Origin of the sequence: Kribbella rubisoli (assembly GCF_004217145.1) — a bacterium.
Lineage (GTDB): Bacteria > Actinomycetota > Actinomycetes > Propionibacteriales > Kribbellaceae > Kribbella > Kribbella rubisoli.
In genome coordinates this window covers 64,254-76,765 of sequence record NZ_SHKR01000019.1, presented here as the reverse complement: position 1 = coordinate 76,765, position 12,512 = coordinate 64,254, and the positions used below count along the sequence as shown (strand labels likewise).

The window sequence follows — 12,512 nt, the reverse complement described above, 5'->3', positions numbered from 1 at the left end:
AGCAACCCGTGGCCAACCGCCTGGATTCGGCGCATGCTGGTGGCAGTAGCGATGGGGAGCCGTTCAATGAACAACCTTGATCTCGCTGTACCGGTCCTGAGCCGCGGCAAGCACCGCAATCCACGCAAGGGCGCCTGCTTCATGGAGTTCGCCTCCTACTTGGCCGGCGAACCGTGGTCCGACCATCCCGCCTGCACGCATCCGCTGCTGGCCGGGGTCGCGCGGGACGTCAACGACTGTACGACGGACTCCGGGCGGTCCCGCCTGGCGCCGATGATCCCTTCGGTGATCGGGATGACCCCGGACGACCCGCATGTCGTACCGCGGGTCACGGCGCGCTGCATCCAGCACGCGCTGCCGGTCGTCTCGCAGGAGCGGCAGTACATCCTGGCCGTCGCGTTGCTGGTGGGGGAGAAGCAGCTGGCCGAGCTCGACGGGCGGCCGCTCGACCACATCGAGCCGGACTCGCTCGCCGTACTGCAGGCGGTCCCGTCGGCGACCAAGTGGGCGCGGGCGTTCACCGCACGCTCCCGCCGCGGTGCGCCGGACTTCGCTCGCCGGACAGCGCCACGCGCGGTGTCCTGCGCGGTCGAAGGCATCTCGCAGGCGTGCGTGCCGGACCCGGACGACAGGCTGTACCGGCTGCTCGTCGACGCGGTCGCCGAGACGAAGTCGTGGATGCCCGCACCTGCGCCGAGGCCGATACCCACTGAGGTCGTACGCTTCACTGTGTGACCTTGGAGCTCGACGACGGATTACCAGTCCACGAGTGGGGATCGGCCGACGCCGACGCGCCGGGAATCCTGCTCCTCCAGGAGATCTTCGGGGTCTCCGGCTACATCAAGCAGCGTGCGGCGGATCTGCACGCCCTGGGGTACTACGTCATCGCGCCAGAGATCTACTGGCGCCTTGACGACACCGAGCTGGATGAGTCGTCGCCCGAGCTGCTGCCGCGTGCGATGGGCATCGTCGGGCGCCTGGACTGGGATCTCGCGGTCAACGACGCCCTTCTAGCGCTGCAGTACCTGCAGGCACGCGGCAAGGGCGCCGGCGTGGTCGGCTTCTGCTTCGGCGGCGGACTCGCTTTCAACGTCGCAGCGCGTTCGCGCCCGGATGTGCTCGTGAGTTACTACGGCTCCGCCCTCAAGAACCTTCTGGAGCTGACCCCGCAGGTCACCGCGCCGAGCCTGCACCACTTCGGCAACACCGATGCCTACCTGGACGTCGACACGATCGTCCCCGCGCTCGGCGATGCCGAGATCCACCGGTACGACGGCGCCGGGCACGCGTTCGACAACCCGCTGCCGATGTTCCACAACGCCGACGCGTCCGCGCTCGCGTGGCGCCGTACCGAAGACTTTCTTGCCCGTCACCTCCCAACCTCCCAAGGATGAGCATGAGCCTGTACGACATTCCGCTGACCACTCTGTCCGGCGCCTCGACGTCGCTCGGTGACTACAAGGGCAAGGCCGTCCTGGTCGTCAACGTGGCGTCGAAGTGCGGTCTGACGCCGCAGTACGAAGGCCTCGAGAACCTGCAGAAGAAGTACGAGTCCCGTGGGTTCACGGTGCTCGGCGCGCCCTGCAACCAGTTCGGCGGCCAGGAGCCGGGGTCGGCCGAGGAGATCGACACCTTCTGCTCGACGACGTACGGCGTCACGTTCCCGATGCTCGACAAGCTCGAGGTGAACGGCGACGGCCGGCACCCGCTGTACGCCGAGTTGACCCTGACCCCGGACGCCGAGGGCGAGGCCGGTGACATCCAGTGGAACTTCGAGAAGTTCCTGGTCAGCCCCGAGGGCACCGTCGCCGCCCGCTTCCGCCCCCGCACCGAGCCGGAGTCGGCCGAGGTCGTCGCCGCGATCGAAACCCAGCTCCCGAAGTAACACCTGTCGATCGGATCGCCCGTCGCAAACCGCGGCGGGCGATTCCTTTGCGAAGGATTGCAACAACTCTTTCGAAAGAGTACTTTCGACGCATGCCCGACCCGCATCGTCGCCTGAGCGACCCCCGCGAGCTGAATGCGCTCGCCCATCCGGTCCGGATGGCGATCATCGAACTGCTGTCGGTCAGCGGTCCGCTGACCGCGACCGAGTTGGCCGACCGGCTCGACGAGACGCCGGCCAACTGCTCCTGGCATCTGCGCAAGCTGGCCCAGCACGGGTTCGTCGAGGAGGCCGCAGGCGGGAAGGGCCGCCAGCGCCCGTGGCAGGTGCCGGGGCTCGGGTTCCGCTGGGACGAGGAGCACGCGTCGGGGTCGCTCGACGAGCGGCGGGCCGCCCAGGCGTTGTCCGAGGTGGTGATGGGCCGCGCGATCGACCGGTTGCGGGAGGCGCAGCAACGCGCGCCGGAGGCGCCGGAGGAGTGGCGTGCGGCGAACAGCAACACCGAGATGGTCGCTTGGTTGACGGCCGACGAGCTCAAGGAGATGAACGAGGCGATCAACGCCGTCCTCGATCGCCATGTCGAGCGGCTGACCGATCCCACCCAGCGGCCGGCGGGTTCGCGACTCTGCGAGTTCGTGGCCTGGGGTGTCCCGGTGTACTTCCCGGGAGTTGAGCCGGCATGAGGAAGCTGTTTGCGCAGCCCGGGTTCCCGCGTCTGTTCGGCGGTCTGAGTACGTCGATGCTCGGCGACTCGGTGATGTTGCTGGTGCTGAGCATGTGGGTGAAGACGCTCACCGGCTCCAACGCGATGGCCGGCCTGACGTTCTTCTTCATGGTGCTGCCGGCGCTCGGCGCCCCGCTGCTCGGCGTGTGGGTGGATCGCCTGCCCCGCAAGGCGATCCTCGTCTGGGGCAACTTCGCCAGCGCGGCCGCCGTACTCCCGCTGGTCCTCGTGCGGAACGCCGACGATGTCTGGCTGATCTGGGTCGTCGCCTTCCTGTACGGCGTCTCGTTCGTCGTCCTGCCGGCCGCGCTCAACGGCCTGCTCAAAGAGCTGCTGCCGGACGAGCTGCTCGTCGACGCGAACTCCAGCCTGGCGACGATCAAGGAAGGCTTCCGGCTCTTCGGCCCGCTGGTCGGGGCGGCGATCTTCGCGACGGTCGGCGGCTGGCTGGTCGCGGTCGTCGACGCGGCTACCTTCGTGGTCGCAGGTCTCCTGATCGCGACGCTCAAGGTCACCGAGACACCCGCCCCGACCCAGCACGCCTTCCGCGAGGAGGTGATGGGCGGGATCCGCTTCCTGATCGGTGACCGCGTACTCCGCCACGTCCTGGCCGGGCTCGGGATCTCGATCCTCGTCATCGGTTTCTTCGAATCGTCGATCTACGCCCTGCTCGATGCCTTCGGCAAGCAGGCGACGTTCGCCGGCGCCTTCGTGACGGCCCAGGGCGTCGGCGCGATCATCGGCGGACTCACCGCCGCCCGCGCCGTGCGCCGGCTGGGTGAGGTCACGACCTGCGCGGTCGGCCTGGTCGCCCTCGCGGTCGCCACCATCGTCTGCATCGTCGCGCCCACCATTGCCGTGGTGCTGATCGGCGCGGGCATCTGTGGCCTTGGCCTGCCGTGGACCTTCGTTTCGTTCACCACGCTGATGCAGCGGCGGTCGCCGGGTCATTTGATCGGCCGGGTGTCGACCGCGGTCGAGGTGTTGCTGTCCACCCCGCAGGCGATCTCGCTCGCGCTCGGGAGCCTGCTCGTCAGCCTGCTGAGCTACCGCCAGATCTTCGCGATCATCGCCACGGTCATCCTTCTCGGCGCACTGCAGATCGTGGTCACCCTCCGCGACCGTCTCCACCCCGACCTGACCTACGGAGACAGCGAGCCGCCAACAGAACCCCAGCCGGACGCCGCCGGCCCGCCCCCGCGCACCGTCTCGGGGGTTGACCCCTGAAACGGTCGGTTGGCCCCAGAGAATCTGAGGGGGCATCCGACAAGCTCAGGGGTCAACCCCCCAAACGCGCCGGGCGAAGCGCTAGTCGAGCGGTTTGGCCGGGGCCTCTGAGGTCATGGCGTCGGTGAGTACGTCGGCGGTGAGGCCGATCTGCCACGGGCGCGCGTGATGGTCGCGGAGGAACGTCGTGACGACCTCGAGGTTCACATTGCTCGGCGGGGACCAGGCGAGGCGGCGGATCGTGTCCGGGGCCAGCAGGTTCTCCGTCGGAAGGCGGTGCGCCTCGGCGATCTCGGCGACCGCGGTGCGGGCGGCCGAGAGGCGTGCGGCGGCATCAGGGTCGCGGTCGGCCCAGGCGCGGGCCGGTGGCGGGCCGTCGTACCGCGGTCCTTGCTTGGGGAGCTCGGAGTCGGGGAGTTTGCGGGCGTGGTCGACCGCTTCCCACCACGTCCGCATGTGCCGATGCGCGCCGCGGCCCTTGAAGGCCGTGAGCTTCTGCAGCGTGTCCCGGTCGGCCGGCATCGCCGACGCGGCCTCGACGATCGCGGCGTCCGGCAGGATCCGGCCGGGGGAGATGTCCGCGGACTCGGCGATCTGGTCCCGCGCCTCCCACAGGGAGCGGACGACGGCCAGGCTGCGACGGTTACGGACCCGGTGCATACCCGACGTACGACGCCACGGGTCCGGCTTCGGCTCGCGCGGGGGAGCGTCGAGAATCGCGGCGAACTCCTGCTCCGCCCACTCCCACTTGCCCTCGCTGCGCAGTTCCTGCTCGATCGCGTTCCGCAGCTCGATCAGCATCTCGACGTCGAGAGCGGCGTACACGAGCCAGGGGGACGGGAGCGGACGGGTGGACCAGTCGGCGGCCGAGTGTTCCTTGCGCATCCGATAGCCGAGCACTTCGCTCACGAGCGAGGCGAGCCCGACCTTCGGGTAGCCGAGGAGACGGCCGGCCAGCTCGGTGTCGAACACCTGTCGCGGCACCATCCCGACCTCGGCCAGGCAGGCCAGGTCCTGGTTGGCGGCGTGGATGATCCACTCGGCATCGACGATCGCGTCACCGAGCGCGGACAGGTCACCGAACGGGATCGGGTCGACGAGGGCGGAGCCGGATCCTTCACGACGCAGCTGGACCAGATACGCGCGGTGCGAATAGCGGTAGCCGGAGGCGCGCTCGGCGTCGACGGCCACCGGGCCGGTGCCGGCGCGGAACGCCTCGACCGTTTCGGTCAGCGCGGACTCGACGTCGATCACGTCGGACAGCCCGTCCCGCAGCTCCAGCAGGGGCAGGTTCGCGATCGGGTCGTCCGCGGTGGACGGCTGCGGAGTGTTGGCTGAGGTCATCGGCCCCGCTGTCCGCGCCGGGTCGGCATCGCGACCACCCCCGGCGGAACCGGCGGCAGTCCGGCGGCCGTACACAGAACCTCGCCCCACGCCTCGGCGTGCCGGGTCACGTCCACATTTCCACCGGGTCCGGGCACGGGGCTCCAGGACGCGCGGATCTCGATCTCCGCCGTCGCGTCGTCGTCGGCCATGCCGCCGAAGCTCTCCGATACCACTCTGGTCACGGTACCGCTCGGGGCCAGGAAGTCCGCGCCGCGGTCGGCCAGCGCCTCCATCAGCCAGGTCCAGCCCACGCCGCCGAGCAGCGCGTCGGTCACCATCTCCGGTTCGACGGCGGCACGCACGTACGCGACACAGCGGAAGGTCGACTGCCAGGCGTCGTTCCCGTCCGGGTCGTAGAGGATGACGAGTCGGCCGGTGGCGACATCGTCGCCGTCAACCGTCACGTCGGCGCTGACCGCGGCCGCGTGCGGTGCGATCCGCTGCGGTGCGGGCATCTCCTCGACGAAAACCTCGGGCCGGAACCGGGCACCTCGTAACTGCGAGACTGCCTCGGCGAACTCCGCGGGTGGCGCGTCGACCTGCTTGCGGGCACCCATGCTTCGCAGCCTACGACCGATTACTCACCGACGCTTGTTTAGACGCGCCGGTAACTGGCCGCGACGGTGCTGACAAGTCGCCGCGGACCGCGTGGGATCATCGCTGTGTGCCTTCGACGTCACTCGACCGTTCCCCGTACCTGCTGGCTGCCCGGGGGGAGCCGGTCCCGCATACGCCCGTGTGGTTCATGCGACAGGCGGGCCGGGCGTTGCCCGAGTACCGCAAGGTGCGCGAGGGCATCACGATGCTCGAGTCCTGTATGCGTCCCGACCTCGTCGTCGAGATAACGCTGCAGCCGGTCCGCCGTTACGGCGTCGACGCGGCGATCTTCTTCTCCGACATCGTCGCCCCGCTCCAGTTCGCCGGTTACGACATCGAGATCAAGCCCGGCGTCGGCCCGGTGGCGGCGGACCCGATCCGGGACGCGGCCGGGGTCGCGGCGGTCCGCCCGGTCACCGCGGCCGACGTGCCGTTCACCACCGAGGCCGTCCAGCAGCTCGCCTCCGAGCTCGGCGGTACGCCGCTGATCGGCTTCGCGGGCGCGCCGTTCACGGTCGCGTCGTACCTGGTCGAGGGTGGGCCGAGCAAGGACTTCGCGAAGACCAAGGCGATGATGCACGGCAGTCCGGACCTCTGGCACGCCCTGGCGGACCGGCTCGCCGACGTCGCGATCGCGTACCTCGCGGTCCAGGTCGAGGCAGGCGCGTCCGCGATCCAGCTCTTCGACTCATGGGCCGGTGGACTGTCACCGCGCGACTACGAGCGGTTTGTGCTGCCGCACTCGGCCAAGGTCTTCGAGGCGATCAAGTCGTACGGCGTACCGCGGGTCCACTTCGGCGTGAACACCGGCGAGCTCCTCGGCCTGATGAGCGCGGCCGGCGCCGACGTGGTCGGAGTCGACTGGCGCGTGCCGCTGGACGAGGCCGTCCGTCGGCTCGACACCCCGAAGCCGGTCCAGGGCAACCTGGACCCGGCGCTGCTGTTCGCGGGCTGGGACGCGATCGAGCCCGAGATCGACCGCATCCTCGACGAGGGCAAGAAGGCTCCGGGCCACATCTTCAACCTCGGCCACGGAGTCCCGCCGAACGCCGATCCCGACGTGCTGGCGCGGATCACGAAGTACGTCCAGAACCGGAGCGCTCGGTGATTCGTCTGCCGGACCACCCGGTGACTCTGGAGCCGCTGACCGCCGGCCACGCCGACGCCGTCCTGGCCTTCGAGCGGGAGAACCGCGAGTACTTCACGAACTGGATCTGGGACCGCGGCGACGAGTACTTCGCGAACTTCGCCGCCAAGCACGCGGCGCTGCTCGCCGAGCAGGCGGCCGGCATCTGCCGGTTCCACGTGCTGGTGGACGGGTCCGGCGCGGTCGCCGGGCGGGTGAACCTGGTCGATCTCGAGAACGGGTCGGCCGAGCTGGGCTACCGGATCGCTGAGAAGTGGGCGGGACAGGGCCTGGCGACGGCTGCCGTACGGGCGATCATCGGCCTCGCCGCGACGGAGTACGCGCTCACGACGCTGCGGGCCGGGGCCTCGGACCGGAACCCCGCCTCCCAGACGGTGCTGACCCGGACCGGCTTCCGGCAGATCGGGACCTCGAGCACCGATCTCGGCCCGGGAAAGCGGTACGAACTGATCCTGGAGGGCGTGTGAGCCGGGTCGTTGTCGTCGGTGGCGGGATCAGCGGGCTGGCGGCGGCGTATGCGCTCGCGACCGGGCCGAATCCGCCGCAGATCACCGTGCTCGAAGCGTCGCCGCGGCTCGGCGGGAAGTTGGCCGGTGCGGAGATCGAGGGTGTGCCCGTAGATCTGGGCGCCGAGTCGGTGCTGGCGCGCCGACCGGAGGGTGTCGACCTGATCCGGGCGGTCGGGCTGGGTGACGACATCGTCCACCCGGCGACGACTTCTGCGGGGTTGTGGGTCGGGGACCGGATCCACGCGATCCCGCCGACCGTGATGGGCGTCCCGGTCGATCCGTCCGCGACGGCCGACGTGCTCGGACCAGAGGCCGCCGCGCAGGTCGCCCATGAGGCTGACCTCCCCGCGCCTGCGCTGACCGAGGACGTGGCGATCGGCCGGTTCGTCGCCGATCGCATGGGGTCCGCGGTCACCGACAAGCTGATCGACCCGCTGCTCGGCGGGGTGTACGCCGGGAAGGCCGACGAGATCTCGCTCGCAGCCGCCGTACCGGACCTCTACGCCAAGCTCCGGACCGCGTCGAGCCTGCTCGCCGCGACAGCCGAGCTCCGCGAGCTGGGCCAGAAACGCGCCGGCCAGCCGGTGTTCGCGGGCGTCGTCGGGGGTATCAATCGCATCATCACCGCGCTCGAGCAGGACCTGACGGCTCGCGGCGTGCAGATCCGCCGCAAACTGACCGTACGACGGATCTCGCGGACGCCCGACGGGTTCACGCTCGAGGCCGGACCCGTGCCCGCGCCGACGTACCTGACCGCGGACGCGGTGGTTGTCGCCGTCCCGGCAGCCCCGGCCGCGCGGATGCTGACCGACCTGGCGCCGACGGCGTCGACCGAGCTCGCGGCGATCGAGTACGCGAGTATGGCGATCGTCACGCTGGCGGTCCGCAAGCGCGACTGGCCCGACACGGCCACCGGATCCGGGTTCCTCGTGCCGTCCGTCGAGCAGCGCACGATCAAGGCGTCGACGTACTCGCACGCCAAGTGGGCGTGGTCCGCGGAGGCCGGGGGAGACCTGGCCGTACTGCGTGCCTCGGTCGGCCGTCTCGGTGAGGAGTACCTGCTGCAGCGCCCCGACGAGGAGCTCGTCGCGCTCGCGGCCGCCGATCTGCGCAAGGCGATCGGCCTGCAGGCGGAGGTGGTCGGGTCGCTCGTGACGCGCTGGGGTGGCGGCCTTCCGCAGTACGCCGTTGGGCACCTGGATCGGGTCGATCGGGTCGAGGCGGCGGTGGCCGACGTACCGGGGCTGGCTGTCTGTGGAGCGGCGTACCGGGGCGTCGGGATTCCGGCGTGTATCGCGTCCGGCGGCAAGGCGGCCACCCGGGTGCTGGAGCATCTCAAGGCATTGGAGACAATGGCGAAGTGACTGGTAAGCCGAAAGCCCGTGAGCTCAACGACGTCATCCGCTACACCTTGTGGTCGGTCTTCAAGGTCGAGACGCCGCTCGGCGATGCCGACCGCGACGAGCTGACCACCGAGCTCAACGATCTGGTCGGCAAGCTCGCGGCCGACGACGTGGTGATCCGCGGCATCTACGACCTCGAGGGGTTCCGGGCGGACGCCGACTTCATGATCTGGTGGCACGCGTCGACGTCGGACGCGCTGCAGCAGGCGTACCACGCGCTGCGCCGGTCGCGGCTCGGCCGGCACCTGGTCCCGGTCTGGTCGCAGTTCGCGTTGCACCGGCCGGCCGAGTTCAACAAGAGCCACATCCCGGCGTTCCTGGCCGACGAGCAGGCACGCCGGTACATCTGCGTGTACCCGTTCGTCCGGTCCTACGAGTGGTACCTGCTGCCGGACGAGGAGCGCCGGTTCATGCTCGCCGAGCACGGCAAGATGGCGCGCACGTACCCCGACGTACGGGCGAACACGGTGGCCTCGTTCGCACTCGGCGACTACGAGTGGATCCTCGCCTTCGAGGCCGACGAGCTGCACCGGATGGTCGACCTGATGCGCGACCTGCGCGCGTCGACGGCCCGGCGGCACGTGCGTGAAGAGGTCCCGTTCTACACCGGCAAGCGCACCGAGCTCGGTGAGCTGATCGCCAACCTGGTGTGATGACTCGTAAGGCCTTCCCGGTCCTCTACGTACAGGACGTACGCCGGTCGGTCGAGTTCTACACGCTCCTCGGCTACGAGTCGACGTACCAGTTCCCGCTGGAAGGCACCCCGCACTACGTCGGCCTGGAGCGTGGCGACTCGTCCCTCGGCCTGTCCGACGCGAACTGGCCCGAGGCCCAACTGGGCATCACCGTCGGCACGGCGCCGCGCTTCGAGCTGTTCGTGTACGTCGACGACGTCGAGGCCGAGGTGGAAGTCTTCCGAGCTGCGGGCCACCGCGTCCTGCAGGAGCCCGCGACCATGCCCTGGGGCGAACGGCAGGCCTACCTCGCCGACCCCGAGGGCAACCCGGTCGCGCTGGCGACGCCGGTCTAGGTGCCGGGCTTCTGTAGCAGGTAGTCCTCGGCGCGCATCGACGTCGGCGGCTTCACGTCGATCGGGATGAGTTCGCGGAGGTCGCGCTCGGTCAGGCTCTCGGGGTCGCGGGTGGACAGCCGGGTGGCCTGGTTGGATATGGCCTCCTCGAGCACGTTCCGGATGAAACGGCCGTTGCCGAAGCTGTGGCCACGGGGCGCGGGCGGGATGACGGTGCGGACCTTGTCCAGCACGTCCTCGCCGTAGATCATGCCCTTCTGCCGCGACTGCAGCTCGAAGATCGCGACCAGTTGGTCGGTGTCGTACTCGCTGAACGACAGCAGCTTCGGGAAGCGTGACGCCAGACCGGTGTTCGACTCCATGAACCGCTGCATCTCCCGGTGGTATCCGGCCACGATCACGATGCAGTCGTTCCGGTGGTCCTCCATCAGCTTCAGCAGCGTGGCGACCGCTTCGAGGCCGTAGTCGCCCGGCGTGTTCTCCGGCGTCAGGCTGTACGCCTCGTCGACGAACAGCACGCCGCCGAGCGCCTCGCGGAACTTGCCCGCGGTCATCGGCGCAGTCGAACCGACGCTGGGTCCGACCAGGTCGGACCGGTCGACCTCGACCACATGGCCCTTCTCGAGCACGCCGAGCTGGTGGTAGATCCGGCTGAGCAGTCGGGCGATCGTCGTCTTCGCCGTACCGGGCTTGCCGACGAAGACCATGTGCCGGGCGCGTTCGTGGCTCGGCAGACCGAGCTCCGTCCGGCGCAGGTTGGTCTTCACCTCGGCCACCATCTTGCGGACCGCGTTCTTGACCGACTCCAGGCCGATCAGCGAGTCGAGCTCGGCGAGCGGGTCGTCGCTGAAGTCCAGCGGCTTCGGGAGCGGCTCGTCGAGGTTGCCGCCGGCCCTGTCGGTGCCGTAGGTGCCGTCGGCGCTGCCGGCACTGTCGGTGCTGTCGGCGTCCGTGCGCACGGTGTTCCAGACCGACGAGAGCGAGTTCGCCTCGCTCTCCGCGGCGGCGGTGGCCTCGACGGCACTCCAGCGTTCGCGGTCGAGGATGTGGAACAGCGACGTGAGGTCCGGGATCTCGGGCTCCGGCCACGGCGCCTTGGACAGTACGCCGGACAGATGGATCGCGGCCCGCGTGGCTGCGGCGGCCCAGGCCCGGGCGACAGGCGCCTGGTCGTTGCGGATCGCACGGGCGAGCCACTGGTTGACATGGGCCAGCCAGACCTGCCGGTTGAACGTCTGGTGGATCGAGCTGAGCGCCTTCTCCAGGTCCTGGGTGGTGCTCCCCAGGCTCTTCGCGACCGCCTGCGGGATGCCGCGGAGGCCGGTGGCGAGAATCAGCTCTGCCATCAGTTGGGCGTAGTCACCGGCGTACTCGTCCGGGCTCGTCATCAGCAGCCGGGCGTGGGTGTCGCGGATCGAATTGAGCGAGTAGCGCAGGGCCGCGGTCGGGCCGCCGAGCTCGGGGAGTACGGCGCGCTCGCTGTCCTTGAGCGCGTCGCTGCGCCAGTACTGCGCGATGTCGTCGTACTCGCCCGTGACGTGCAGGTGGGTCGCTTCGCGGTCGGCGAGGACCCGGTCGAAGGCGGTCGTCAGCGCCTGGGCGCGGGCCGCCATCGGAGGAGCGTCGAGGAACAGGCTGACGACGTCCCGGGTCAGTCGCAGCGCCTGCCGCCGGCCGTGGTCGCGGAAGCCGCGGGCGCCGGCGATCGCCTGCAGGTGCCAGTCGGTCGGCGCGACGTACACGACGTGTCCGCCGCCGCCGAGCCGGGAGGACGGGCGGTAGAACTCGTGCGTGAGCTCGGTGCCGAGATCGGCGTACTCACCGTGCAGGACCGGGATCCACCCGGTCAGCAGGGGCGCGATCTCGTGGGTGAACCAGACGGACGCCGGGGTGCCCTTGATGAAGCCCGGGAACGCCTCCGCCCGCAACGGCCGCAGTGCCTCCGGGTCGTCGGCCCAGGCGCGCAGCTGAGCGCGAACCCGAGCCGTCCATTCGGCTGGTACCTCCCACGGCTCCGATGCCGCCAGCACATCCAGAACTCGCGGTCTGCGGACGTCGTCTGCCACCAAAATCCTTCCCCAGGAGCCACCAGCCGACCCAGTCTAGAGCTAGACCGGGCGACTGGTTCGCAAGCTCAGGCTGGGGCGAGCGTCAGGCTGACGCTGTTGATGCAGTAGCGCTGGTCGGTCGGGGTGCCGTAGCCCTCGCCCTCGAAGACGTGGCCCAGGTGGGAGCCGCAGTTGGCGCAGCGGACCTCGACGCGCTTCATGCCGAGGGTGCTGTCCTCGATGTACTCGACCCGGTCCTCGGCCAGCGGCGCGTAGAACGACGGCCAGCCGCAGTGCGAGTCGAACTTGGTCTCGCTGCGGAACAGTTCGGCCTCGCAGGCGCGGCACTTGTACACGCCCACGGTCTTGGTGTCGGTGTACTCACCGACGAACGGCCGTTCGGTGCCGGCCTTGCGCAGCACGTGGAACTCGGCGGGGGAGAGCTGCGCCTTCCACTCCGCGTCGGACTTCTGGACGGCGTACTGCTTGGTTGAATCAGTCACGTCTCAATTATCGCGGTCCGGGCAAGGAAAACCCCGCCCGGACCGTCCGACGT

14 protein-coding genes are annotated in these 12,512 nt (G+C 69.7%); 10 read left to right on the top strand and 4 right to left on the bottom strand.

Annotation, left to right across the window (positions count from 1 at the left end):
- Positions 1-66 precede the first annotated feature (66 nt).
- The 5 genes from EV645_RS40460 to EV645_RS40440 all read left to right on the top strand — a co-directional run bounded on the left by EV645_RS40460 (position 67) and on the right by EV645_RS40440 (position 3,836).
- On the top strand, positions 67-735 hold the full coding sequence (locus EV645_RS40460; protein WP_130450438.1) for a hypothetical protein: 669 nt from the start codon (positions 67-69) through the stop codon (positions 733-735).
- Positions 732-1,394, top strand: a complete 663-nt coding sequence (locus EV645_RS40455; protein ID WP_130450436.1) for a dienelactone hydrolase family protein — start codon at positions 732-734, stop codon at positions 1,392-1,394. The genes EV645_RS40460 and EV645_RS40455 overlap by 4 nt, the downstream gene beginning before the upstream one ends.
- Before the next feature lie 2 nt (positions 1,395-1,396).
- Positions 1,397-1,885 (top strand): glutathione peroxidase, encoded by a 489-nt coding sequence (locus tag EV645_RS40450; RefSeq protein ID WP_130450434.1) that lies wholly within the window; start codon positions 1,397-1,399, stop codon positions 1,883-1,885.
- A gap of 92 nt (positions 1,886-1,977) precedes the next feature.
- Complete coding sequence (locus EV645_RS40445; RefSeq protein ID WP_130450432.1) at positions 1,978-2,568, top strand: winged helix-turn-helix domain-containing protein; 591 nt, start codon at positions 1,978-1,980, stop codon at positions 2,566-2,568.
- Positions 2,565-3,836 (top strand): MFS transporter, encoded by a 1,272-nt coding sequence (locus EV645_RS40440; protein WP_130450430.1) that lies wholly within the window; start codon positions 2,565-2,567, stop codon positions 3,834-3,836. The genes EV645_RS40445 and EV645_RS40440 overlap by 4 nt, the downstream gene beginning before the upstream one ends.
- Positions 3,837-3,917: 81 nt before the next feature.
- Here EV645_RS40440 and EV645_RS40435 read toward each other — a convergent pair whose 3' ends face one another.
- Both EV645_RS40435 and EV645_RS40430 read right to left on the bottom strand, forming a co-directional pair.
- Complete coding sequence (locus EV645_RS40435) at positions 3,918-5,180, bottom strand: ribonuclease D (protein ID WP_130450428.1); 1,263 nt, start codon at positions 5,178-5,180, stop codon at positions 3,918-3,920.
- A complete protein-coding gene (locus EV645_RS40430; protein ID WP_130450426.1) occupies positions 5,177-5,779 on the bottom strand; it encodes a DUF3000 domain-containing protein in 603 nt (200 codons plus the stop codon). The genes EV645_RS40435 and EV645_RS40430 overlap by 4 nt, the downstream gene beginning before the upstream one ends.
- Positions 5,780-5,886: 107 nt before the next feature.
- Here EV645_RS40430 and hemE point away from each other — a divergent pair, with 107 nt between their 5' ends.
- The 5 genes from hemE to EV645_RS40405 are packed head-to-tail and all read left to right on the top strand — an operon-like array spanning position 5,887 to position 9,908.
- Complete coding sequence (gene hemE, locus EV645_RS40425) at positions 5,887-6,927, top strand: uroporphyrinogen decarboxylase (protein ID WP_130450424.1); 1,041 nt, start codon at positions 5,887-5,889, stop codon at positions 6,925-6,927.
- A complete protein-coding gene (locus EV645_RS40420; protein WP_242000966.1) occupies positions 6,924-7,433 on the top strand; it encodes a GNAT family N-acetyltransferase in 510 nt (169 codons plus the stop codon). Before hemE ends, EV645_RS40420 begins: the two co-directional genes overlap by 4 nt.
- Positions 7,430-8,839 (top strand): protoporphyrinogen oxidase, encoded by a 1,410-nt coding sequence (gene hemG / locus EV645_RS40415; protein ID WP_130450422.1) that lies wholly within the window; start codon positions 7,430-7,432, stop codon positions 8,837-8,839. Before EV645_RS40420 ends, hemG begins: the two co-directional genes overlap by 4 nt.
- A complete protein-coding gene (gene hemQ, locus EV645_RS40410) occupies positions 8,836-9,531 on the top strand; it encodes a hydrogen peroxide-dependent heme synthase (RefSeq protein WP_242000965.1) in 696 nt (231 codons plus the stop codon). Before hemG ends, hemQ begins: the two co-directional genes overlap by 4 nt.
- On the top strand, positions 9,531-9,908 hold the full coding sequence (locus tag EV645_RS40405; RefSeq protein WP_130450420.1) for a VOC family protein: 378 nt from the start codon (positions 9,531-9,533) through the stop codon (positions 9,906-9,908). Before hemQ ends, EV645_RS40405 begins: the two co-directional genes overlap by 1 nt.
- Here the strand turns inward: EV645_RS40405 and EV645_RS40400 are convergent.
- Both EV645_RS40400 and msrB read right to left on the bottom strand, forming a co-directional pair.
- Complete coding sequence (locus tag EV645_RS40400; protein WP_130450418.1) at positions 9,905-11,974, bottom strand: AAA family ATPase; 2,070 nt, start codon at positions 11,972-11,974, stop codon at positions 9,905-9,907. The two genes, EV645_RS40405 and EV645_RS40400, sit on opposite strands and share 4 nt — an antisense overlap.
- Before the next feature lie 68 nt (positions 11,975-12,042).
- Positions 12,043-12,459: a peptide-methionine (R)-S-oxide reductase MsrB gene (gene msrB, locus EV645_RS40395; RefSeq protein ID WP_130450416.1), complete on the bottom strand. Its 417-nt coding sequence runs from the start codon at positions 12,457-12,459 to the stop codon at positions 12,043-12,045.
- Between the last annotated feature and the right edge of the window lie 53 nt (positions 12,460-12,512).